Annotated in this window: 24 protein-coding genes; 16 read left to right on the forward strand and 8 right to left on the reverse strand. The window is 63.1% G+C overall.

The features are described 5' to 3' along the window. Window positions 1–2: 2 nt before the first annotated feature. The 3 genes from NTD88_RS13320 to NTD88_RS13330 are packed head-to-tail and all read right to left on the reverse strand — an operon-like array spanning window position 3 to window position 3,540. On the reverse strand, window positions 3–1,271 hold the full coding sequence (locus NTD88_RS13320) for an aminotransferase class I/II-fold pyridoxal phosphate-dependent enzyme (protein ID WP_095154913.1): 1,269 nt from the start codon (window positions 1,269–1,271) through the stop codon (window positions 3–5). Next, complete coding sequence (locus tag NTD88_RS13325; protein ID WP_262154362.1) at window positions 1,268–2,113, reverse strand: N5-glutamine methyltransferase family protein; 846 nt, start codon at window positions 2,111–2,113, stop codon at window positions 1,268–1,270. Before NTD88_RS13325 ends, NTD88_RS13320 begins: the two co-directional genes overlap by 4 nt. Continuing rightward, entirely contained in the window at window positions 2,110–3,540 is a 1,431-nt protein-coding gene (locus NTD88_RS13330) for an NAD(P)/FAD-dependent oxidoreductase (protein ID WP_095154978.1), read from the reverse strand. Before NTD88_RS13330 ends, NTD88_RS13325 begins: the two co-directional genes overlap by 4 nt. A 539-nt stretch (window positions 3,541–4,079) precedes the next feature. On the opposite strand from NTD88_RS13330, the gene NTD88_RS13335 reads away from it, so the two are divergent. From NTD88_RS13335 to pdeM, 7 genes are read left to right on the forward strand one after another with little or no spacing between them, the layout of a single operon-like run. Further along, the gene (locus NTD88_RS13335) at window positions 4,080–4,862 is read left to right on the forward strand and encodes a transporter substrate-binding domain-containing protein (protein WP_095154911.1); all 783 of its coding nucleotides are present in this window, start codon (window positions 4,080–4,082) and stop codon (window positions 4,860–4,862) included. Window positions 4,863–4,922: 60 nt separating this feature from the next. Next, window positions 4,923–5,651, forward strand: coding sequence for an ABC transporter permease (locus tag NTD88_RS13340; RefSeq protein ID WP_095154910.1), 729 nt, complete (start codon window positions 4,923–4,925; stop codon window positions 5,649–5,651). Continuing rightward, on the forward strand, window positions 5,648–6,358 hold the full coding sequence (locus tag NTD88_RS13345) for an ABC transporter permease (protein ID WP_095154909.1): 711 nt from the start codon (window positions 5,648–5,650) through the stop codon (window positions 6,356–6,358). The genes NTD88_RS13340 and NTD88_RS13345 overlap by 4 nt, the downstream gene beginning before the upstream one ends. A gap of 8 nt (window positions 6,359–6,366) precedes the next feature. Further along, window positions 6,367–7,482, forward strand: coding sequence for a succinylglutamate desuccinylase/aspartoacylase family protein (locus tag NTD88_RS13350; RefSeq protein WP_262154363.1), 1,116 nt, complete (start codon window positions 6,367–6,369; stop codon window positions 7,480–7,482). A gap of 10 nt (window positions 7,483–7,492) precedes the next feature. Continuing rightward, entirely contained in the window at window positions 7,493–8,257 is a 765-nt protein-coding gene (locus tag NTD88_RS13355) for an ABC transporter ATP-binding protein (protein ID WP_262154364.1), read from the forward strand. A gap of 60 nt (window positions 8,258–8,317) precedes the next feature. Then, window positions 8,318–10,801 (forward strand): ligase-associated DNA damage response DEXH box helicase, encoded by a 2,484-nt coding sequence (locus NTD88_RS13360; protein WP_262154365.1) that lies wholly within the window; start codon window positions 8,318–8,320, stop codon window positions 10,799–10,801. Continuing rightward, window positions 10,785–11,444 carry a ligase-associated DNA damage response endonuclease PdeM gene (gene pdeM / locus NTD88_RS13365; RefSeq protein WP_262154366.1) on the forward strand — a complete coding sequence of 220 codons (660 nt, stop codon included), beginning with the start codon at window positions 10,785–10,787 and terminating at the stop codon, window positions 11,442–11,444. Before NTD88_RS13360 ends, pdeM begins: the two co-directional genes overlap by 17 nt. 7 nt (window positions 11,445–11,451) lie before the next feature. Here the strand turns inward: pdeM and NTD88_RS13370 are convergent, their stop codons facing one another. Both NTD88_RS13370 and dcd read right to left on the reverse strand, forming a co-directional pair. Then, complete coding sequence (locus NTD88_RS13370; RefSeq protein ID WP_095154905.1) at window positions 11,452–11,682, reverse strand: hypothetical protein; 231 nt, start codon at window positions 11,680–11,682, stop codon at window positions 11,452–11,454. A 99-nt stretch (window positions 11,683–11,781) separates the two neighbouring features. Next, window positions 11,782–12,348 carry a dCTP deaminase gene (gene dcd / locus NTD88_RS13375; RefSeq protein WP_042122772.1) on the reverse strand — a complete coding sequence of 189 codons (567 nt, stop codon included), beginning with the start codon at window positions 12,346–12,348 and terminating at the stop codon, window positions 11,782–11,784. A 345-nt stretch (window positions 12,349–12,693) separates the two neighbouring features. Here dcd and NTD88_RS13380 point away from each other — a divergent pair, with 345 nt between their 5' ends. Further along, a complete protein-coding gene (locus NTD88_RS13380; protein WP_010221054.1) occupies window positions 12,694–12,903 on the forward strand; it encodes a cold-shock protein in 210 nt (69 codons plus the stop codon). A 107-nt stretch (window positions 12,904–13,010) separates the two neighbouring features. On the opposite strand, the gene apbC is transcribed toward NTD88_RS13380, so the two are convergent. Further along, the gene (gene apbC, locus NTD88_RS13385) at window positions 13,011–14,105 is read right to left on the reverse strand and encodes an iron-sulfur cluster carrier protein ApbC (protein WP_175652312.1); all 1,095 of its coding nucleotides are present in this window, start codon (window positions 14,103–14,105) and stop codon (window positions 13,011–13,013) included. Window positions 14,106–14,260: 155 nt separating this feature from the next. Between apbC and metG the strand changes: the two genes are divergently transcribed. From metG to NTD88_RS13420, 7 genes are all read left to right on the forward strand, one after another. Then, complete coding sequence (gene metG / locus NTD88_RS13390) at window positions 14,261–16,303, forward strand: methionine--tRNA ligase (protein ID WP_262154367.1); 2,043 nt, start codon at window positions 14,261–14,263, stop codon at window positions 16,301–16,303. A 90-nt stretch (window positions 16,304–16,393) separates the two neighbouring features. Then, window positions 16,394–16,975, forward strand: a complete 582-nt coding sequence (locus tag NTD88_RS13395) for an Rnf-Nqr domain containing protein (RefSeq protein WP_262154368.1) — start codon at window positions 16,394–16,396, stop codon at window positions 16,973–16,975. Continuing rightward, the gene (locus tag NTD88_RS13400; protein ID WP_095154902.1) at window positions 16,972–17,955 is read left to right on the forward strand and encodes an RnfABCDGE type electron transport complex subunit D; all 984 of its coding nucleotides are present in this window, start codon (window positions 16,972–16,974) and stop codon (window positions 17,953–17,955) included. Before NTD88_RS13395 ends, NTD88_RS13400 begins: the two co-directional genes overlap by 4 nt. Further along, window positions 17,952–18,563 carry an RnfABCDGE type electron transport complex subunit G gene (locus tag NTD88_RS13405; RefSeq protein WP_262154369.1) on the forward strand — a complete coding sequence of 204 codons (612 nt, stop codon included), beginning with the start codon at window positions 17,952–17,954 and terminating at the stop codon, window positions 18,561–18,563. The genes NTD88_RS13400 and NTD88_RS13405 overlap by 4 nt, the downstream gene beginning before the upstream one ends. Continuing rightward, window positions 18,556–19,110 (forward strand): Rnf-Nqr domain containing protein, encoded by a 555-nt coding sequence (locus NTD88_RS13410; protein WP_262128356.1) that lies wholly within the window; start codon window positions 18,556–18,558, stop codon window positions 19,108–19,110. Before NTD88_RS13405 ends, NTD88_RS13410 begins: the two co-directional genes overlap by 8 nt. Window positions 19,111–19,113: 3 nt before the next feature. Then, the gene (nth, locus tag NTD88_RS13415) at window positions 19,114–19,752 is read left to right on the forward strand and encodes an endonuclease III (RefSeq protein ID WP_095154899.1); all 639 of its coding nucleotides are present in this window, start codon (window positions 19,114–19,116) and stop codon (window positions 19,750–19,752) included. Window positions 19,753–19,857: 105 nt separating this feature from the next. Beyond that, window positions 19,858–20,037, forward strand: a complete 180-nt coding sequence (locus tag NTD88_RS13420; RefSeq protein WP_095154898.1) for a PA3496 family putative envelope integrity protein — start codon at window positions 19,858–19,860, stop codon at window positions 20,035–20,037. A gap of 66 nt (window positions 20,038–20,103) precedes the next feature. Here NTD88_RS13420 and NTD88_RS13425 read toward each other — a convergent pair whose 3' ends face one another. Continuing rightward, a complete protein-coding gene (locus tag NTD88_RS13425) occupies window positions 20,104–20,730 on the reverse strand; it encodes a response regulator transcription factor (RefSeq protein ID WP_095154897.1) in 627 nt (208 codons plus the stop codon). A gap of 469 nt (window positions 20,731–21,199) precedes the next feature. On the opposite strand from NTD88_RS13425, the gene NTD88_RS13430 reads away from it, so the two are divergent. Further along, window positions 21,200–21,709, forward strand: a complete 510-nt coding sequence (locus NTD88_RS13430; RefSeq protein WP_256587692.1) for a hypothetical protein — start codon at window positions 21,200–21,202, stop codon at window positions 21,707–21,709. Window positions 21,710–21,755: 46 nt separating this feature from the next. On the opposite strand, the gene NTD88_RS13435 is transcribed toward NTD88_RS13430, so the two are convergent. Then, complete coding sequence (locus NTD88_RS13435) at window positions 21,756–22,973, reverse strand: argininosuccinate synthase (protein ID WP_095154896.1); 1,218 nt, start codon at window positions 22,971–22,973, stop codon at window positions 21,756–21,758. Window positions 22,974–22,979: the final 6 nt, after the last annotated feature.

Here is a 22,979-nt window from a genome sequence, read left to right on the forward strand (position 1 = left end):
GTTCATTCCTCCACGGCCTGTGCGTTCAGGTGCTGGTTGAGCTGCAGCGCCAGGGTGTCGATCTGGGCCGGGGTATGGGCGGCGGACACCGCGCAGCGCAGCATCGCCTTGCCGCTTTCGACGATGGGATAGAACACCGGAAACATCACCAGGCCCGCCGCCCTCAGGGCCCGGGCGGCAGTCACGCCCTGACGCTCGCTGGCGAACAGGGCGCCGCGGATCGGCGCACACAGGTCGGCGTTCATCATCGGCTGTGCGACGCTTTCATCCAGCCGCCGGACGTTGCGCCACAGCCGCTGCTGCAACGCGTGGATGTCGGAAGACAGGTGAATCTGCGCAGCCGCCACGTTCGCCGCCAGCATGGGCACCGCGATGCTGTGACCGAACACCAGCGGGTTGGCCAGCGCCTGCAGTTGCCGGGCGTCGTAGCCGGGCCGCAGTACGATGAAGCCTCCCGCCCCGCCGAACGCCTTGCTCAGGGAGCCGGCAATCAGGGTGTTGGCCGGCAGCCGGTGGCCCAGGTTCTCGAAGGCGTAGCCGGCGCCATGGCGTCCGGTGATCGAAATGCCGTGGGCGTCATCGACGTACAGGTAGCCGCCGTGGGTGCGCAGCCGTTCGCTCAGCCGGGCCACCGGCAGCAGGCCGGACATCGAGCCCACGCCGTCGATCAGCAGGACCGGTGTCACGCCCTGTTGGTCGCAGCCACGCAGCACCTCTTCGACGGCGTCGATATCCGCGGTGTCGACCCGGCATACCGGGCCAAACTGCTCCAGCACCCCGCGCAAGACCTGCATCGAGGCGTGGGCGGTGCGATCCACCAGCCACATCACGCCCTTGTCGCGAACGGGATAGCCCTCCATCACCCCACTGCCCAGCAGCGGCAGGACGCCCAGATGGGCATTGCTGGTGGAGGTGAAGACCGTGACCGACGCCCCGTCGTAGATCTCTGACAGCAGTTGTTCCAGTTGGCGCAGGTACACCGGGCTCATCGCCCCGCGGCTGGCCGACAGGTGGATGCCGATCCGCTCCAGCGCCTCCCGGGCAGCCAGGACCAGCGCCGGGTGGCTCTCCAGCCCGAGATAGGAGCAGGACACGAACTCGGTGCAGGTCGAGCCATCGGCCAGGGTCAGTTCCTTGCCCTTGCGAGCGACCACATCGAATCCGGTCAGGCCACCGGCGGCGGCCGTGCCCAGTGCATCGCTGGTTCGTTGATGGCGCAGCCCCATCCAGGTGTCGCCCTTGCCCGTGTTGTGCTTGCCGTATTGATTCATGCCCTTCTCCCTACGCTGAAAACGGAGGGTCCGGTCGCATCGCCGAAGTCATCGTCCACGCAATGACTGATCGACTGAAAGCCGTGCCTCCTCATTAAGGTTTCAACCTGCTCCACCTGGGCCTCGCCATGCTCGATGAGCAAGGCGCCCGCAGGCTTCAGCACGGTGCTGGCCAGCCGGGCCGAGGCCTCGATCAATTCAGCGCCCTCGTCCCGGGCGTAAATCGCGCCAGGCGGGTGATGACGACTCCACTCCGGTAGCAGGTCGGTGTGCGGTGCAACGTAAGGCGGGTTGGCGACGACCACATCGATCAACCCGCGGTCGTGTTCGAAGGGGGCGGGCTGGGTGATGTCCGCCGCCATCAGGTTGAGGTGGCGCTCGGCACCGAGCCGGCCGATGTTGCGCTGCAGATAGGCCTGGGCGGTGGGATCAGATTCGACGCAGGTCACCCTCGCGCCGCACGCCGACCAGATCGACAACCCCAGCGCTCCGACTCCGGCACACAGGTCATACACGCAGGATTGGGAATCCAGCCTCAGGTTGCGCTCGATCCAGCGCAGCATTGCCAGGCTCTGGCACCGGGGCACGAACGTCCCGCTGCCAACCATCAGGCGCAGGAAGCCGAAATCGGCGTAACCGAGTATGTGCCCCAGCGGAATGCGCGCGCAGCGCTCCGCTACATCGGCGCGAAACGCCTGCACCCGCTGCTCGTCGAAGCATTCGACGCCGTACAAGTGCTTCGCCACCAGCGCCGCCGTGTCGGCACCCGGATCCCAGACCCCGGCGTCGGCCAGGGCACGCAATGCCGCCGCGCGGTGCCCTGCGATCCATGCCGCGGTCATGACCACGCCTCGTAGTAACGGGCCAGTCTCTGGAACATCGAGGGGTACAGCCAGGAGAAGGCAATCAGCTCCGGCGGCGGCGTGAAGCTCGGGTGCAGTGCCTCGACCAGCCGGGTGTAGTTCTCGTTCATGCCGCGATCCAGCAGCGGCATCCAGTAGGGCTTGATATCCCAGCGGTATTCGTAACCGGTGGCGAACATCTGCCGCACCGTTTCGGTGAGGGTGTCAGCCCGCGACGCGACCTGCAGCGGCGCCCGCAACGGGGTGAAGGCCGACAGGTCGAGCTTGTTGTCGCGGCCCTCGATCTGGTCCGCGACCCAGGCCGCCAACAATGGCGACTGGTGCAAACCGTCGCGGTAGGTACCAGTGACCATCCACAGGCCGTCGTATCCGCACGGCCCTATCAACGGGAATCCATCGGCGGCGATCGGCCGGTTGCCCACCTGGATATCCACGATTTCCGCGTCATGAAGGTCGAGGTTGAGCTGGTCTACAGCGCAGTCGAGGAGGAACTGCACGTCGGAAACCAGGGCCTGGCTGCGCGGTTGTTCCGCGAGGATATTGGTCGCGCCGAGGTAGAGCAGGTCATCGCCCCGGGGCAGACAGTGCAAGCCACAGGCAAAGGCGCGATTGGGCGTACGGATCACGGTTTCAGGCAGTTTTTGGCCGGCCTTGGGCCGCAACAGCAGCGACACGCCATAGCCGGCGAACAGCGGCGGAATCTTGCGTCCCACGTCCTCCAGTTCGTCGAACAGGTCCAGTGACTGCACGCCCGCCGCCACCACCACGTGTTTTCCCGCGATAGAGCGGCCGTCGTCCAGCATCACGCCGGTGGCGACGGCACCTTCCACGAGGATCTTGCGGGCCGTTGCATCGATGATCGTGCCGCCGGTTCCCAGTAATGCCGTATCAAGTTTCTCCAGCAGCAGGTGGGGATCGATTGCGTTTTCATCCGGAATGAACAGCGCGCGCATCGGCCTGACCAGATCATTGGCCTTGATCCATTCAAGTTCATCCGGCGCCACCGAAGTATGCAATACCTGAAAATCACGCAGGCTCTGTTCAATGGCGGCGTAGTTGGCACTGTCAACTTCCGCCATGCCCGCGGAGTTTAGAATTACATGCGTTCCGCAGGCGGCCAGTAATCCCTTGTTATTGCTGCTGGCCGTTGCAAGGCGCTCTTCCCAGTCGGCCCACAGACTTTTCGCTTGTATATCCATGACCAACTTCAGGCGACCAGGCTCCGAAGACAACAGTGTCCTGGTCACCTCACCGAAACAGCCATTCATCGCCCCCGCAGCCCGGGACGCCGCATTGCGCCGGGCGGTCTCGCCCACGCGGCAGACCGAGAGCCCGCGGCTGGCCAGTTCGAATGCAATGGAGCCACCAATCGCCCCACTCCCGACTACAACAACGTCGTACACCATGGTCATCTCCAACATTAATTTCAAAGAATAAAGTCAGATCCGCCAGTGTTCAGGCAGGCAACAGCCGCAGCCGGGAGGCACATTCACATCGGCCTTATGGCCTCTCGCACACATAATAAAAACACTGCAAGCCTGGGCAGCACACTTCACAGGGGACCTTAAGAGACTCTGTGCTGGCCGACAATAAACAATCGGTTCGAGCATGAACTTTGGGAGATGACCGTCGCCCGTTTCGCACACGATATAAACAGTTCAAACATGCAGACTGTTTGAGTTAGTCACGTGAGACCCGGCCACGCCGTGCTGCAAGACAGTGCACTGAGCGGATCGAACTGTGCGAGGCACGCACTGTAAAAACGCACACCGCCGCCAAACCGCTTTCCCCGCACGACAGGCACCGCCCGAGGTGCCCGGATAAAGCCTCCAGGACAAGGTATCCGTCAGAGTGGTGCAAAACTTGCTATCACTGTGATGTCGGGCCGCGACCGGTAACGGTGCACGGCCACCCCAATATTTCGCCGCTTCTCAAGGACTACACGATGAAAAAAGCATGGCTGACGCTTTCCGCTGTTGCTCTGTGTCTGGCTGCCGGCAACGCCCTGGCCAAGGAGTACAAGGAGCTGCGTTTTGGCGTCGATCCTTCCTATGCGCCGTTTGAGTCCAAAGCCGCCGATGGCTCGCTGGTGGGCTTCGATATCGATCTGGGCAACGCGATCTGCAAGGAACTGAAGGTCACCTGCAAGTGGGTGGAAAGCGATTTCGACGGGATGATCCCGGGCCTCAAGGCCAACAAGTTTGATGGCGTGATTTCGTCCATGACCGTGACGCCAGCGCGGCAGAAGGTCATCGACTTCTCGGAAGAGCTGTTCTCCGGCCCTACCTCCTTCGTCTTCAAGAAAGGTTCGGGCCTGAGCGCCGATATCGCTTCGCTCAAGGGCAAGACCGTCGGCTACGAGCAGGGCACCATTCAGGAAGCCTACGCCAAGGCCGTGCTGGACAAGGCCGGGGTCAAGACCCAGGCCTACCAGAACCAGGACCAGGTCTATTCCGACCTGATCTCAGGCCGCCTGGATGCCTCGATCCAGGACATGCTGCAAGCCGAACTGGGCTTCCTGAAGTCGCCGCAAGGCGCCAACTATGAAGTGAGCCAGCCGGTGGACAGCGAACTGCTGCCGTCGAAAACCGCAGTCGGTATCCGCAAAGGTAACAAAGACCTGCAGGACCTCCTGAACAAAGGTATCAAAGCGTTACACGCCGACGGCACCTACGCCGAGATCCAGAAGAAGCACTTCGGTGAACTGAACCTCTACAGCGGCAAATAACCGCCAACCGGTGCCCATCCCACGGATGGGCATCTTTTTTTCACCCCAAGGGTTCGCTTCATGTTCGACGATCTGCTTGCGCTGCTCGGGCTTTCGGCGTTCAGCCTGAAGGGCTTCGGCCCACTGTTGTGGCAGGGCACCTGGATGACCCTGAAACTGTCTTTCATGTCGCTGCTGGTCGCCGTCGGCCTGGGATTGCTCGGCGCCAGCGCCAAGCTCTCGGCACTGCGCATGCTGCGCCTCCCCGCCCAGCTCTACACCACGCTGATCCGCGGCGTGCCTGACCTGGTGCTGATGCTGCTGATTTTCTACAGCCTGCAAACCTGGCTCACCAGCCTCACCGACTACCTGGAATGGGAATACATCGAGATCGACCCGTTTGCCGCCGGGGTCATCACCCTGGGCTTCATCTACGGCGCCTATTTCACCGAGACCTTTCGCGGCGCGATCCTTGCCGTGCCCCGCGGCCAAGTCGAGGCGGCCACGGCCTACGGACTCAAGCGCATGCAACGCTTTCGCTTCGTGGTCTTCCCGCAAATGATGCGCTTCGCCCTGCCGGGCATCGGCAACAACTGGATGGTGATGCTCAAGGCCACCGCGCTGGTGTCGATCATTGGCCTCGCCGACCTGGTCAAGGCCGCCCAGGACGCCGGCAAAAGCACCTATCAACTGTTCTTTTTCCTGATCGTGGCGGCGCTCATCTACCTGTTGATCACCAGTGCCTCGAACATCGCCCTGCGCTGGCTGGAACGGCGCTATAACGTCGGCACCCGGGAGGCCCTGCGATGATCGAACTGCTACAGGAATACTGGCGCGCCTTCCTCTACACCGACGGCACCCACATCACCGGCCTGGCCATGACCATGTGGCTGCTCAGCGCCTCGCTGGCGATCGGTTTCCTGGTCTCGATCCCGCTGTCGATCGCCCGGGTTTCGCGGCGCTTCTGGGTACGCTGGCCGGTGCAGTTCTACACCTATCTGTTCCGCGGCACGCCGCTGTATATCCAGTTGCTGATTTGCTACACCGGCATCTACAGCCTCGCCGCCGTGCGCGAACAGCCGCTGCTGGATGCGTTTTTCCGCGACGCGATGAACTGCACCATCCTCGCCTTCGCCCTCAACACCTGCGCCTACACCACGGAAATCTTCGCCGGGGCGATCCGCGGGATGAACCACGGCGAAATCGAGGCCGCCCGCGCCTACGGCCTGCAAGGCTGGAAACTCTATGCTTACATCATCATGCCGTCCGCATTGCGGCGCTCGCTGCCGTTCTACAGCAATGAGGTGATCCTGATGCTGCACTCGACCACCGTGGCCTTCACCGCCACCGTGCCCGATATCCTCAAAGTGGCCCGGGATGCCAACTCGGCCACCTTCCTGACGTTCCAGTCGTTCGGCACCGCGGCAATCATCTATCTGTGCGTCACCTTCGCCCTGGTCGGTCTGTTCCGCCTCGCCGAGCGGCGTTGGCTGGCCTTCCTCGGCCCCGCTCACTAGGACTTTTCATGCACCACAAGACCCACGACCTTCTGGCCCCGGTCCCCGGCATTTCCCGCCAGATCCACAGTTTCCACTTCGGCCCGCGGGCCGGCGGCAAGATCTACATCCAGGCCTCGCTGCACGCCGACGAACTGCCCGGCATGCTGGTGGCCTGGCACCTCAAGCAACGCCTCGCCGAACTGGAAAGCCAGGGACGCCTGCGCCAGGAAATCGTCCTGGTGCCGGTGGCCAATCCGGTGGGCCTCGAGCAGGTGTTGATGGACGTGCCGCTGGGCCGCTACGAGTTGCAGAGCGGCGAGAATTTCAACCGGCGCTTCGTCGACCTGTCCGACCTGGTCGGCGACCAGATCGAAGGGCACCTGAACCAGGACCCGCAACACAACGTCGAGCTGATCCGCGAGAGCCTGCGCCGTGCCCTGGCCGGGCACCCGGCGCACACGCCGCTGCAATCCCAGCGCCTGACCCTGCAACGGCTGGCCTGCGATGCCGACATGGTGCTCGACCTGCACTGCGATTTCGAAGCCGTGAAACACCTCTACACCACGCCGGAAGCCTGGGCGCGGGTCGAGCCGCTGTCACGCTACCTCGGGGTGCAGGCCAGCCTGCTGGCCACCGACTCCGGCGGGCAGTCGTTCGACGAGTGCTTCACCCTGGTCTGGTGGCAGTTGCAGCAGCGGTTCGGCAAGCACTTCCCGATTCCGATGGGCAGCTTCTCGGTCACCGTCGAACTGCGCGGCCAAGGCGACGTCAGTCATCCGCTGGCCCAGGCCGACTGCCAGGCCATCCTCGATTACCTGACCCACTTCGGCGCCATCGACGGCGAGCCGGCGCCGTTGCCGCCGCTGCTGTATCCGGCCACGCCGCTGGCCGGTGTCGAGCCGGTCGCCACGCCGCTGGGCGGGTTGCTGGTGTTTCATGTCAGCCCCGGCCAATACCTGGAAGCCGGACAACGGGTGGCCGAGGTCATCGACCCGCTCAGTGACCGCGTGACCCCGGTGCATAACGTCCAGCCGGGCCTGCTCTACGCCCGTTCGCTGCGGCGCATGGCCACCGCCGGGATGGTCATCGCCCACGTCGCCGGCCGCGAGGCTTACCGAAGCGGTTATCTGCTGTCGCCATGAGGGCTTGTGCGTGTACAAACTGACCATCGAAGACCTTCACAAGAGCTACGGCGACCACAAGGTGCTCAAGGGCGTCTCGCTCAAGGCGAACACCGGCGACGTCATCAGCCTGATCGGCGCCAGCGGCTCGGGCAAAAGTACCTTCCTGCGCTGCATCAACTTCCTCGAACAACCCGACGACGGGCGCATGACCCTGGACGGCAAGGACATCCGCATGGTCCATGACCGCCATGGCCTGCACGTCGCCGACGCCGACGAGTTGCAGCGCCTGCGCACGCGGCTGGCCATGGTTTTCCAGCACTTCAACCTGTGGAGCCACCTCAGCGTGCTGGAGAACATCTGCATGGCGCCACGCCGCGTGCTGGGCGTGAGCAAGCACGAGGCCGAAGAACGCGCGCGCCGCTACCTGGACAAGGTCGGCCTGGCGCCGCGAGTCGCCGACCAGTACCCGGCGTTTCTGTCCGGCGGCCAGCAGCAACGGGTGGCCATCGCCCGCGCGCTGGCGATGGAGCCGGAAGTGTTGCTGTTCGACGAACCGACCTCGGCCCTCGACCCGGAACTGGTGGGCGAAGTACTGCGGGTGATCCAGGGCCTGGCCGAAGAAGGCCGGACCATGATCATGGTCACCCATGAAATGGCCTTCGCCCGTCAGGTCTCCAGCCAGGTGATGTTCCTCCACCAGGGGCTGGTGGAAGAACAGGGCACGCCGGCCGACGTGCTCGGCCAGCCGAAGAGCGAGCGCTTGCAGCAATTCCTGCGGGGCAATCTGAAATAAAACCAATGCGTCCGGCCGATGGTCTGTGAAGACACAGCCCTCATCGAGCCGGACGCGCCCATGCCAGTCAGCCCCAACCTCGCCGATGCCTGGTTCGCCGCCCGTGGCTGGACGCCGTTCGCCTTTCAGCGGCAGGTCTGGGCAGCGGTGGGCCGCGGCGAATCCGGGCTGCTGCACGCCAGCACCGGCGCGGGCAAGACCTACGCGGTGTGGCTGGCCGCCTTGCGCGCCTTCGCCGGCAAACCCGTCGTCAACGCCAAACGCCCGCAGCCCGCGCCCTTGCAGGTGCTGTGGATCACGCCGATGCGCGCCCTCGCCGCCGACACCGCCCGCGCCCTGCAAGCACCGCTGGACGAGCTGGAACTGCCGTGGAGCATCGGCGTGCGCAGCGGCGACACCGGCAGCGCCGAACGCGCCCGCCAGGCCCGGCGCCTGCCGAGCGCGCTGATCACCACCCCGGAAAGCCTGACCCTGTTGCTGACCCGCGCCCAGGCCGAAGACGACTTCGCCAGCCTGCGCATGGTGGTGGTCGACGAGTGGCACGAACTGCTCGGCAACAAGCGCGGCGTGCAACTGCAACTGGCCCTCGCCCGCCTGCGTCGATGGCACCCGCAGTTGGTGGTGTGGGGGCTGTCGGCGACCCTCGGCAATCTTCCCCACGCCCTTGACGTGCTGGTGCCGGAAAACGGCCGGCTGATCGAAGGTCGCCAGGACAAGCGCCTGTTGGTGGACAGTCTGCTGCCCGCCGCCATCGAGCGTTTTCCCTGGGCCGGGCACATGGGCCTGAATCTGGTCGAGCCGGTCTGTCGGGAGATCGATGACTGCCACAGTTGCCTGGTCTTCACCAACACCCGCGCCCAGGCCGAACGCTGGTATCAGGCGCTGCTGGAAGCCCGTCCGCAGTGGGCCGGACTGATCGCCCTGCACCACGCCTCGCTGGCCCGCAGCACTCGCGAGTGGGTCGAGCGCAGTCTCAAGGAGGGCGGGCTGAAGGCGGTGGTGTGCACCTCGAGTCTGGACCTCGGCGTGGACTTCCTGCCGGTGGAGCGGGTCCTGCAGATTGGCTCGGCCAAAGGCGTGGCACGGCTGATGCAGCGCGCCGGTCGCTCGGGGCACGCGCCGGGGCGGGCGTCGCGCATCACCCTGGTGCCGACCCACAGCCTGGAACTGGTGGAAGCCGCCGCCGCGCGCCAGGCCTTGGCGGCCGGGCATATCGAGGCGCGGCAATCGCCGCGACTGTGCCTGGACGTGCTGGTGCAGCATCTGGTGAGCATGGCGCTGGGCGCGGGCTTCAGGCCGCTGGAGTTGCTGGAGGAAGTGCGCACGACCTTCGCCTTTCGCGACCTGCGCGACAGCCAGTGGCAATGGGCGCTGGATTTCGTCCGGCATGGCGGCAGTTCCCTCAGCGCCTATCCCGACTACCAGCGGGTCGAGGTCCATGCCGACGGTATATGGCGGGTCGCCAGCGAGCGACTGGCACGACGGCATCGCATGGGCATCGGCACCATCGTCAGCGACGCGAGCATCCAGTTGAAGTTCTGGAGCAAGGGCGGCGGCGGCACCAACCTCGGCAGCGTCGAAGAAGCCTTTATCGCCCGTCTGCGGCCCAACGACGCCTTCGTCTTCGCCGGGCGGGTGTTGGAGCTGGTGCGGGTCGAGAACATGACCGCCTATGTGCGGCGCAGCACCGCGCGCAAGGCCGCACTGGCGCGCTGGAATGGCGGGCGCATGCCGCTTTCCAGCGAACTGGCCGACGCCTTGGTGGAGCAGCTCGATGCCGCCGCCAAGGGGCAATTCAGCGGCGCGGAAATGCAAGCCGTGCGCCCGCTGCTGGAATTGCAGGCCGCCTGGTCGGCGCTACCGACGCAAAGCAGCCTACTCGCGGAAACCTGGCACTCGCGGCAGGGCTGGCACCTGTTTCTGTACCCCTTCGCCGGGCGCATGGCCAACCTCGGGCTGGCCAGCCTGATCGCCTGGCGGGCGAGTCGCGAGCAGCCGTTGAGTGTGTCCATCGCGGTCAACGATTACGGCTTCGAACTGCTCAGCCCGACCGCCGTGGAATGGGCCAGCATCCTGCCGGCAGCACTGAGCGCCGACAACCTGCTCGAAGACGTGCTCGCCAGCCTCAACGCCGGGGAAATGGCCCAGCGACGTTTTCGCGAGATCGCACAGATATCCGGGCTGGTGTTCGGCGGCTACCCCGCCGCGCAGAAAAGCACCCGGCAGATCCAGGCCTCCAGCGGGCTGTTTTTCGAAGTGTTCCGCCGCCACGACGCCGACAACCTGCTGCTGGGCCAGGCACGGGATGAAGTGTTGCGCGAGGAACTGGAAATCGAGCGGCTGCATCGCCAGTTGCTGAAGATGAGCGGCCAGCGCCTGGACCTGCACGCGCTGCGCCGGCCGGGGCCGTTGGCCTTCGCGCTGGTCGTCGAGGGCATGCGCGAGACCATGAGCACGGAAAAGCTCGCCGACCGCATCGCACGGATGGTCGCCGATCTGGAAAAAGCTGCGGACGGGGGGCGCCGGAATGCACGAGCACTGTGAAATCGAACTGTGCGGCGAGCGTCTGTGGCTGCTCGCCGACCGCGCCCTGTATTGGCCTGCACGCAAGGCGCTGCTGCTGGCCGACGTGCATATCGGCAAGGCCGCCAGCTACCGCGCCCAGCATCAGCCGGTGCCGCGTGGCACCACCGCCGCAACCTTGCAGCGACTGGACGCCCTGCTGGAACGCTATCCGAGCGAGCAACTGGTGGTGCTGGGGGATTTCATCCATGCCCGCCAAGGCCGCGCGCCGGCAACCCTGGCGTTATTGCAGGCCTGGCGTGAACGCCACCCCGCGTTGCAAATCCGCCTGATTCGCGGCAATCACGACCGGCATGCCGGCGATCCGCCGCCTAGCCTGGGCATCGAGATGCTGGACGAACCCTGGTTGCTGGAGCCCTTCGCCTTGCAGCACGACCCCGTGGCCCACCCGACCCATCCGGTGCTGTGCGGGCATGTGCATCCGGTCTGCGTACTGCATGGCAAGGCACGGCAAAGGCTGCGCCTGCCGTGCTTCGTGATCGACGAGCAAGTGAGCCTGCTGCCGGCGTTCGGCGAATTTACCGGCGGTTGGCGGGTGACCCCGGCCGCACCGGCCAGGATATTCCTGGCGGGCGCCGGCCGGGTCTGGCCGCTGGCGCGCTGAAGCTGAGTCAGGCTACCGGGGCGGGTGGCGGTTCATCGGGAAGGGTCGGTTCGCCGGGTTCCATCGGTGGATTTTCACCGGGCTGCGGCGGTTGCGGGGTGTCCGGGTCGGGCTGGCCGGGAACACCGCCAGCGTGCATCGCCGGATGCGGATGGGCCAGCAGTGACCATACCGGCAGCCCGATGTGGTTGGGCTGCAGCACGGCCAGCTTGGCGCTGATTGCGGGATCGAGTTTCATTGGCTGCTCCTGACGAGGTCCGGCGCACGTCATGCGCGCCGGGACGGTTCATCTTCTTGGAGTGCCACAAGGCGGCGGAATTCCCACCAGTTCGTCGGTTCAGGTACGCGGCAGGGTGACGCCGCGCTGGCCTTGGTATTTACCGCCACGGTCCTTGTAGGAGACTTCACATTCCTCGTCGGACTCCAGGAACAGCATTTGCGCCACGCCTTCGTTGGCGTAGATCTTCGCCGGCAGCGTGGTGGTGTTGGAGAATTCCAGGGTCACGTGGCCTTCCCATTCCGGTTCCAGCGGCGTGACGTTGACGATGATGCCGCAACGGGCGTAGGTGCTCTTGCCCAGGCAGATGGTCAGCACGTTGCGCGGAATGCGGAAGTACTCGACGGTGCGGGCCAGGGCGAAGGAGTTCGGCGGGATGATGCAGACGTCGCTCTTGACGTCGACGAAGCTGCCGGCGTCGAAGTTCTTCGGATCGACGGTGGCCGAATTGATGTTGGTGAACACCTTGAATTCATCGGCGCAGCGCACGTCGTAGCCGTAGCTGGAGACACCGAAGGAGATCAGCTTGTCGTTGCCGTCATTGCGCACCTGGCGCTCGACGAACGGCTCGATCATGCCGTGTTCCTGCGCCATGCGGCGAATCCACTTGTCCGATTTGATGCTCATGGCGGGGTGTCCTGAAGTAGCGTGGTGAAAAAGGTGAGCGGCATCTTACCGGGACGAGCGCCCGCTTCAAAGAATTAGCCTGCATCCGGCCGTCGATCCGTTAGTGGCGAATGGCTACAGGCCGCAAATGACGCCGTCAGTCATGAATTGCGCAAAAGCCGCGCAAGACCATTGGCACCTCGAAGAAAAACCGGTAAGGTGCCGACACTGTGCTGCACGCTGTCACTGAGAATCTCTACTCGATGCAAGATCTCGATCAACCATCCATGAATTTTCTGTCTTTTTGCACTCAGTCTCGGCCAGGGCGTTCCTGAGCCGGAAAACTTTTGTCCAAGGAGACAGACCATGTCCAATCGCCAAACCGGTACCGTTAAGTGGTTCAACGATGAAAAAGGCTTCGGCTTCATCACCCCACAATCCGGTGACGACCTGTTCGTACACTTCAAAGCCATCAAGGCTGACGGCTTCAAGAGCCTGAAAGAAGGCCAAGCGGTCTCTTTCATCGCTACCCGCGGTCAGAAAGGCATGCAAGCTGAAGAAGTTGAAGTTATCTAACTTCTGCTTCATCGCTTGAAAAAACCCCGCTCTCGAGCGGGGTTTTTTTATGGGCGATCGGTTCTTGCAGGCCCGCCGCGTAACAGCGCAGCGGGCCGGGCCAGCACTCAGTCGTCGCTGACAGTGATATTCGGCATCGCCGGGGCGGCCGCTTCCTGCAACACCAGGCGCGCACCCACCGAGCGGGCCAGTTCCTGATAGACCATGGCGATCTGGCTTTCCGGCTCGGCGATCGCGGTCGGCTTGCCGTTATCGGCCTGCTCGCGGATCAGCATCGACAGCGGCAGCGAAGCCAGCAGTTCGACACCGTACTGCGACGCCAGCTTCTCGCCGCCGCCTTCGCCGAACAGGTGCTCGGCATGACCGCAGTTCGAGCAGATGTGCACGGCCATGTTTTCCACCACACCCAGCACCGGAATGTTGACCTTGCGGAACATTTCCACGCCCTTCTTCGCATCGAGCAAGGCCAGGTCCTGCGGCGTGGTGACGATCACGGAGCCTGCGACCGGCACCTTCTGCGCCAGGGTCAACTGGATGTCGCCAGTGCCCGGCGGCATGTCGATCACCAGGTAGTCGAGGTTGTCCCAGGCGGTCTGGGTCACCAGTTGCAGCAGCGCGCCGGAAACCATCGGGCCGCGCCACACCATCGGCGTGTTGTCATCGGTGAGGAAGGCCATCGACATGACCTCGACACCATGAGCCTGCAACGGCACGAACCACTTCTGGTCCTTGACCTGCGGCCGCGTGCCTTCGGCAATGCCGAACATCACGCCCTGACTCGGGCCATAGATGTCCGCGTCGAGAATCCCCACCCGGGCGCCTTCACGGGCCAGCGCCAGCGCCAGGTTGGCGGCGGTGGTGGACTTGCCGACGCCGCCTTTGCCCGAGGCCACGGCGATGATGTTCTTGACGTTGGCCAGCCCCGGAATCTGCGCCTGGGCCTTGTGCGGCTCGATCACGCAATCGATGCTCACCTTCGCCGCGCTCACGCCGTCCAGCCCTTCGATCGCGGTCTGGAGCACCTGGGCCCAACCGTTCTTGAACAGGCCAGCGGCATAGCCGAGTTGCATCTGCACGCTGACGCGGCCGTCCTCGATCTCGATGGCGCGGACGCTGCCGGCGCTGACGGGATCCTGGTTCAGGTATGGGTCGGTGTATTGACGAAGGACGGCTTCAACCGCTGCGCGAGTGACGGCGCTCATGGAGACTCCCGATAAAAAGACTGAGTAAAACAGGCCGCTATGCTAACCCGCGAGCCACCGCCGGGACGTCCACAGGGTGAAATATATTTCCCGGCGCTTTATAGTGGCCGATCACGTTTTCCTCCTGTTTAGCCGAATAAAGTAGCCGAGCCCCCATGTCCGAGCCACGCCAGATCCTTGTCACCAGTGCCCTGCCCTATGCCAACGGTTCCATCCACCTTGGCCACATGCTTGAGTACGTCCAGACCGACATGTGGGTGCGCTTCCAGAAACACCGTGGCAACCAGTGCATCTATGTGTGCGCCGACGATGCTCACGGCTCGGCGATCATGCTGCGCGCGGAAAAGGAAGGCATTACCCCGGAGCAACTGATCGACGGCGTCCAGAAGGAACATGCCGGCGACTTCGCCGACTTCCTCGTCGACTTCGACAACTTCCACTCGACCCACGCCGAAGAGAACCGTGAGCTGTCCAGCCACATCTACCTGGCACTGCGCGACGCTGGCCATATCGCCACCCGTTCGGTGACCCAGTACTTCGACCCGGACAAGAAAATGTTCCTGGCCGACCGCTTCATCAAGGGCACCTGCCCGAAATGCGCGGCGGAAGACCAGTACGGCGACAACTGCGAGAAGTGCGGCGCCACTTACGCGCCCACCGAGCTGAAGAACCCCAAGTCGGCCATCTCCGGCGCCACTCCGGTGCTCAAGGACTCCCAGCACTTCTTCTTCAAGCTGCCGGACTTCCAGGCCATGCTCCAGGAGTGGACCCGCAGCGGCACCCTGCAGGACGCCGTAGCCAACAAGCTCGCCGAGTGGCTGGATTCCGGCCTGCAGGAGTGGGATATCTCCCGCGACGCGCCGTACTTCGGTTTCGAGATTCCGGACGAGCCGGGCAAATACTTCTACGTCTGGCTGGACGCGCCGATCGGCTACATGGCCAGCTTCAAGAACCTCTGCGCCCGCCGCCCCGAGCTGGACTTCGAGGCCTTCTGGAACAAGGATTCCAAGGCCGAGCTGTACCACTTCATCGGCAAGGACATCGTCAACTTCCACGCCCTGTTCTGGCCTGCCATGCTGCAGGGCGCCGGCTACCGCAAGCCGACCGCGATCAACGTGCACGGCTACCTGACCGTCAACGGCCAGAAAATGTCGAAATCCCGCGGCACCTTCATCAAGGCCCGCACCTACCTGGATCACCTGTCGCCGGAATACCTGCGCTACTACTACGCGTCCAAGCTTGGCCGTGGCGTCGATGACCTCGACCTGAACCTCGAAGACTTCGTGCAGAAGGTCAACTCCGACCTGGTGGGCAAGGTGGTCAACATCGCCAGCCGCTGCGCAGGCTTCATCCACAAGGGCAACGACGGCGTGATGGTCGCGGGCGATGCCGCCCCGGAACTGACCGAAGCCTTCCTCGCCGCCGCGCCGAGCATCGCCGAAGCCTATGAGGCACGCGATTTCTCCCGTGCCATGCGCGAAATCATGGGCCTGGCCGACCGTGCCAACGCCTGGATCGCCGACAAGGCGCCATGGGCCCTGGCCAAGCAGGAAGGCAAGCAGGATGAAGTCCAGGCGGTCTGCGCCCAGGGCATCAACCTGTTCCGCCAACTGGTGATCTTCCTCAAGCCGGTATTGCCGGTGCTGACCGCCGAGGCCGAAGCCTTCCTGAACGTCGCGCCGCTGACCTGGAACGACCACCTGACCCGCCTCGAAAACCACACGCTGAACCCGTTCAAGGCACTGATGACCCGGATCGACCCGGTCAAGGTCGAAGCCATGGTCGAAGCCTCCAAGGAAGACCTGGCCGCCAGCCAGGCTTCGTCGGCGCCTGCCGGCAACGGCGAGCTGGCCAAGGACCCGCTGTCTCCCGAGATCGAGTTCGATGCCTTTGCTGCGGTCGACCTGCGCGTGGCCCTGATCCTCAAGGCCGAAGCCGTCGAGGGTGCCGACAAGCTGCTGCGCCTGACCCTGGATATCGGTGACGAGCAACGCAACGTGTTCTCCGGCATCAAGTCGGCGTACCCGGACCCGGCCAAGCTCGAAGGTCGCCTGACCATGATGATCGCCAACCTGAAGCCGCGGAAAATGCGCTTCGGCGTCTCCGAGGGCATGGTCATGGCCGCCGGCCCTGGCGGCGAAGAAATCTACCTGCTGAGCCCTGACAGCGGCGCCAAGCCGGGTCAGCGCATCAAGTAAAACCAACGCCCCGGCCTCACCCGCCGGGGCGTTCTCATTGAACCGTCATTGCCGGATAATGGCGTCCTGCACCCTGCCGCTGGCACCGCCATGACCGAACTGATCCTCGCCCTGATCGGCGCAGCGCTGATCAACAACATCGTCCTGCAACAGACGCTGGCGCTGGATCCCTTGCTGCGTCCGGACGACCGGACGAGCCGCCCACGCGTCCACGCGCTGGGGCTGGCAACGCTGGTGGCGATGACGCTGATCAGCACCCTCGGGCAACTGCTCCACCATTACCTCCTGCTGCCGCTGCAACTCGGCTACCTGCGCCTGTTCGTCTTCCTGCCGCTCTGTGTGCTGAGCGCCGGGCCGATTCTTCATGGTTTGCAGCGCTGGCGGAACAATGCGGCGTTCGACGGGCTCAAGCCGATGCTGATGGGCAATGCCGCGCTGCTTGGCCTGTGCCTGCAACTGGCCGACGAACAGCGCGGCGTGCTGTTCAGCCTGGCGGTGGGCCTGGGCAGCGGGCTAGGCTTCTGGCTGGTGCTGGCGCTGTTCGATGACCTGCGCCAACGCAGCCAGCATGACGATATTCCACTGGCCTTTCGTGGTCTGCCCATCGAGTTGATGAGCGCCGGGATCATGGCCATGGCTTTTCTCGGGTTCAGCGGATTGTTCACATCATGAGCGCTGTTGCTGATACCGACCTGCGCCTGCGTAGCGCCATGCAACAGGTGCTGCTGGCCTGTGCGCCGGGTGTGTTGGCGCTGTTCTGGGTCTACGGCTGGGGGGTGTTGTTCAATCTGCTGCTGGCTGGCAGCGCCGCCCTGCTCACGGAAGCGCTGTTGCTGCGCCTGCGTCAGCGTCCGGTGCTCCCTGCGCTGAACGATGGCAGCGCGCTGGTCAGCGCGACCCTGCTGGCTGCCGCCCTGCCCGCTCACAGCCCCTGGTGGCTACCGGTGATTGCCGCCGCCAGCGCCATTGCCCTCGGCAAGCAGCTTTACGGCGGCGTTGGTCGCAACCCGTTCAATCCGGCCATGCTCGGCTACGTTGTCGTGCTGCTCTCGTTCCCGGTGCAAATGACCCATTGGCCAGCGCCCCAGCCGCTGGACCTGGGCCACAGCCTGAATGCGCTGTTCGGCCTCGGCGAACGTCCCGACGCCTGGGCGCAGGCCACGGTGCTGGACGGTTTACGCCAGAACAAGAGCCTGACCATCGATGAGCTGTTCGCCAGCCATCCGGGCTTTGGCCACTTCGCCGGCCGCGGTAGCGAATGGGCCAGCCTGGGCTTCCTGCTCGGCGGCCTGTTCCTGCTGCAACGCAAGGTGATCGCCTGGCAGGCACCGGTCGCCATGCTGGGCGCACTGTTCGTGATCAGCCTGCTCTGCTGGAACGGTTCGGGGTCAGATTCCAACGGTTCGCCGCTGCTGCACCTGCTGGCCGGCTCGACCATGCTGGGCGCATTCTTCATCGTTACCGAACCGGTCAGCGGCCCGAAAACCCCGTGGGGCCGGCTGTTGTTCGGTGCCGCGGTGGGTGTGCTGGCCTATTTGATTCGCACCTGGGGCAATTATCCGGACGGCACCGCCTTTGCCGTATTGCTGATGAACCTCTGCGTACCGGCGCTGGACCGCTGGGCGGAGCGTCGGCAAGCGGAGGCGACATGAACGCTCGCAGCGTCGTGCTGATCGCCGTCCTGGCACTGCTGGGCGTGGGTGCCAGTGTCACCTGGCAACAGCTTTTGGCCCCAGGGATCAGCGCAGCTGAAGAACAGCTCAAGGCACGCACCTGGCTCAGCGTGTTGCCCGCAGGCAGCTACGACAACGAGCCGCTGCGACAGCCGCTCGCCCTGCCCGAGCCGGAACTGGCCCACAGCAGCCTGCTTGGCGGCTATCTCGCCACCCTGGCCGGCAAGCCCACCGCGGTGGTGCTGCATAGCCGTGTGCAAGGCTATGCCGGCCCCATTCAACTGTTGATCGCCATCGCTCCTGATGGCCGGGTGATCTCCAGCCATGTTCTACAGCATCAGGAAACCCCAGGGCTCGGCGCTCGCCTGACTGAACCTGGCAACCGCTGGCTGCAGGGTTTCGCCGGCCACAGCCAGGCCAACACGCCAGAGGCAGCCTGGGCCCTGAGGCGCGACAACGGCCAGTTCGATCAACTGGCCGGCGCCAGCGTGACCTCCCGGGCGGTGATCCACGCCATCCAGGACGCCCTGCGCTACTTCGACGAACACGCCCAAGGCTGGCTGACGGAGGGCCCCGCCCATGAATAGGTCCTGGCTGGCGGCCCTCAGCCTGGCGCCACTGCTCGGCGCGAGCCAGACACTGCTCCAGGCCAGCGCCATGGCCGGGCTTACCCTGTCGACGGTGCTGGTTCATCTCGCCTGCATGACACCCCTGCGGCGCTGGCTCGATGGGGTCGCGGGCGAGATCACCAGCATTCTGGTCGCCGCTACCCTGGTCACGTGCCAGACCCTGGCCCTGCACGCCTGGGGCCTGGAATTGCGCAACGCGCTCGGCGTCTACCCAGAGCTGATCGCCCTGCAGTGCCTGCTCTTCGAACAAAGCGTCGGCAAGGCCGGGCGCCGGGCGTTCATATTGCTGGGAGGGTTCTGCGTGCTGTACCTGCTGCTGGGCACGATTCGCGAATTGCTGGCCAGCGGCGCCCTCAATCTGACATCCATCAGCGGGCCGGACATTACCGGCCTGCGCCTGGCCAGCCTCGCACCCGGCGCCCTACTGCTGCTCGGCGTGCTGCTGGCCCTGATCAAACGAGCCTGTCCGAAACAGGCCACACCAGACCGTGAAGGAAATAGCTGATCCATGAATGCCGCCAAACGCCTGGAGATTTTTCGCCGGCTACACGAAGACAACCCCGAGCCGAAAACCGAGCTGGCCTACAGCTCGCCCTTCGAGCTGCTGATCGCCGTGATCCTCTCTGCCCAGTCCACCGACGTGGGCGTCAACAAGGCCACCGCCAAGCTGTACCCGGTCGCCAACACGCCCGCCGCGATTCATGCGCTCGGTGTGGAAGGCCTGTCCGAGTACATCAAGACCATCGGTCTGTACAACAGCAAGGCGAAGAATGTCATCGAGACCTGCCGGATTCTGGTGGAGCAACACGGCGGTGAAGTCCCGCAAACCCGCGAAGCGCTGGAAGCTTTGCCGGGCGTGGGCCGCAAGACCGCCAACGTGGTGCTCAACACCGCGTTCCGGCAACTGACCATGGCCGTTGATACGCATATTTTCCGGGTGAGCAATCGCACCAACATCGCCCCGGGAAAGAATGTTGTGGACGTGGAGAAGGCACTGTTGAAGTTCGTTCCCAAGGACTATCTGCTGGATGCGCATCACTGGTTGATCCTGCTTGGCCGCTATGTGTGCCAAGCGCGCAAACCCCGTTGCGGAAGTTGCCGGATCGAAGACTTGTGCGAGTACAAGCACAAGACCTCCGACGATTGAGAACATAGTGAAAACCTTCACAGGGTGATTGAAAAAATCTTTTTTACCCGCTTCAGGAATATCGTTATAAGGAGCGCGAATGGCCCTCTTGTAACGGAGTGACTCATGAGCACTGAAAAAGAAGACCTTGATGTTGATGACGAAGCCCCGGCGTCCGACGAGTTTGTCAACGACACCCCGGTTGAAGCTGCAAAAACCAATCTGAGCAAGCGCCGCACCATCGACAACCTGCTGGAAGAACGCCGTTTGCAAAAGCGACTGGCTGATTACGACTTCGATCTTTGAGACGTTACGGGCCTGGAAAAACAAAAGCCTCCATTGCGGAGGCTTTTTGCGTTTTGGGGGAAGCGGTCAGACCAGGCCGTTGCGCTGCGCCAACTCGATCAGATCGACCAATGAGCGAGCATTGAGCTTGAGTAACAGACGCGTCTTGTAGGTACTTACCGTCTTGTTGCTGAGAAACATGCCGTCGGCGATCTCCTTGTTGGACTTGCCCCGGGCCAATTGCTGCAACACCATCATTTCCCGCCCTGACAGACGCCCCACCATGTCCGCCTCGCTGGAGCCGCCGAGATTGGCGCGTACCGAGTGCAGCGCCTGGTTGGGAAAGTAGCTGTAGCCCGAGAGCACGGCCTTGATTGCACTGAGCAGCTCGGTAAGGTCCTGCTGCTTGCACACATAGCCGGCAGCTCCCGCCTGCATGCAACGCATCGAAAAATGTCCCGGCGCCTGGGAAGTCAGTACGAGAACCTTGATGACGATTCCATTGGCCGTGAGGCGACCAATCACCTCAAGCCCGTCAAGCTTTGGAATCCCGATATCCAGAATCACGATATCCGGCAAATGCTCCCTGGCCAGTTGCAGCGCATCCACCCCGTTATCCGTTTCCCCAATCACTTCATAACCATGCCGGTCCATCAGCATGCGCACGGCCAAGCGAATGACCGGATGGTCATCGACGATCAGCACTTTATTCATGGGCAAGATCCATTCTTTACTATTCGACTTGTTAGAAGCCCGCACAATAGCCCAGTCAGCTTGTTGATTGCAGGGCGTATGTTCTGAACACCCGCACACTCAGACATGGACTACAAAAATAAAAGAAGCTTCTTACAGAAGATTCCTACAGGCAGCGTATTTACCGTTATTGCGAACCTTAATTTGAAGATCAAAAAAGGCATCTCTGGATGCTAGCCTCGCGCGCAGAAAATATCGCTACGAATAACGGAAAAACATATGAAGGAAATATCCTTAATATTCGCCAAACAAGTCCTAGTGACAGACCGTTCACGCCGCAAGGAAACAAATTCCCCCTGAAATGCTTCTTCAATAAGACCCATCACCCTGTGATTGCTGGATCCCATTTGCGGCACACTGCGCCCACGCCCCTTGTACTCCCTGCCCGAGAGCCGGCAGACGAACGCTCACCGCACGCAGAGATCTCACCATGAGCAGCCAGGAACCGAAAAGCCCGCTGACCACTATCGCTATCTTCGCCGGCATTATCGAAGCGTCGGCATTGGCCTCGTTACCCTTTCTCGGGGAAAGTAGCCAGAGTATCTACACGTGGTTCCTGGTCGGTTTTCCGCCTTTTCTCACGCTATTGTTCTTTCTTACACTCAACTTCAATACCAAAAGTCTGTACGGCCCCGATGAACATTCGGGCACAACGGAAACACCTGAAACCAATAACGTTACACAAGAGCCATCACCCATAACAAGTAGCTCAACAACTCCGCTATTACTTCCGCGCGCAGCTTCGCCAATATCTGAAGTTACAATATCGACGGTTGTCATTTCCGGACCCAACGCGCAGACCCTACTCGAACTACTGGCCCGACATGCTGTAACGCGGCCAAGCTCGAACCGCCTGATCCTGCAAAACCTGGAGGCCGGCACTCACACGACCATCATTACCGAGTGGCCCAACAATCACTCGCCACCTTTGGACGGATAAAAAAACCCCGGCACTAGTGCCGGGGCTCTTTATCAACGAGGCGCGATCAGACCAGCGAACGACCTTTGTTCGCAGCGATCCGCATACGCAGGGCGTTGAGCTTGATGAAGCCCGCCGCGTCCGCCTGGTTGTAGGCACCGCCGTCTTCTTCGAAGGTGGCGATGTTGGCATCGAACAGCGAATCGTCGGACTTGCGGCCGGTAACGATGACGTTGCCCTTGTACAGTTTCAGGCGAACGACGCCGTTCACGTTGACCTGGGAGGCGTCGATCATTTTTTGCAGCATCAGACGCTCAGGGCTCCACCAGTAACCGGTGTAGATCAGGCTGGCGTACTTCGGCATCAGCTCATCTTTCAAGTGAGCGACTTCGCGGTCCAGGGTGATCGACTCGATGGCGCGGTGGGCGCGCAGCATGATGGTGCCGCCCGGGGTTTCGTAGCAGCCACGGGACTTCATGCCGACATAACGGTTCTCGACGATGTCCAGGCGGCCGATGCCGTTGGCGCCGCCGATGCGGTTCAGTTCGGCCAGAACGGTAGCCGGGGACATCTCGACGCCGTCGAGGGCGACGATGTCACCGTTGCGGTAAGTCAGCTCCAGGTAGGTGGCCTGGTCAGGGGCGTTCTCAGGCGAGACGCTCCAACGCCACATGTCTTCCTCGTGCTCGGTCCAGGTATCTTCCAGGACACCGCCTTCGTAGGAGATGTGCAGCAGGTTGGCATCCATCGAGTACGGCGACTTCTTCTTGCCATGACGCTCGATCGGGATGGCGTGCTTCTCGGCGTAGTCCATCAGCTTCTCGCGGGACAGCAGGTCCCACTCGCGCCATGGCGCAATGACCTTGACGCCCGGCTTCAGCGCGTAGGCGCCCAGCTCGAAACGAACCTGGTCGTTACCCTTGCCGGTAGCGCCATGGGAAATGGCGTCGGCGCCGGTTTCGTTGGCGATTTCGATCAGGCGCTTGGCGATCAGCGGACGGGCGATGGAAGTACCCAGCAGGTACTCGCCTTCGTAGACGGTGTTGGCGCGGAACATCGGGAACACGAAGTCTCGGACGAACTCTTCGCGCAGGTCATCGATGTAGATCTCTTTGACGCCCATGGCCTGAGCCTTGGCGCGGGCCGGCTCGACCTCTTCGCCCTGCCCCAGATCGGCGGTGAACGTCACCACTTCACAGTCGTAGGTATCTTGCAGCCACTTGAGAATCACCGAAGTATCAAGGCCGCCGGAATACGCCAGTACGACCTTTTTTACGTCCGCCATGCCATC

The organism is Pseudomonas sp. 20P_3.2_Bac5, assembly GCF_025466035.1.
In the GTDB taxonomy this organism is placed as follows: Bacteria; Pseudomonadota; Gammaproteobacteria; order Pseudomonadales; family Pseudomonadaceae; genus Aquipseudomonas.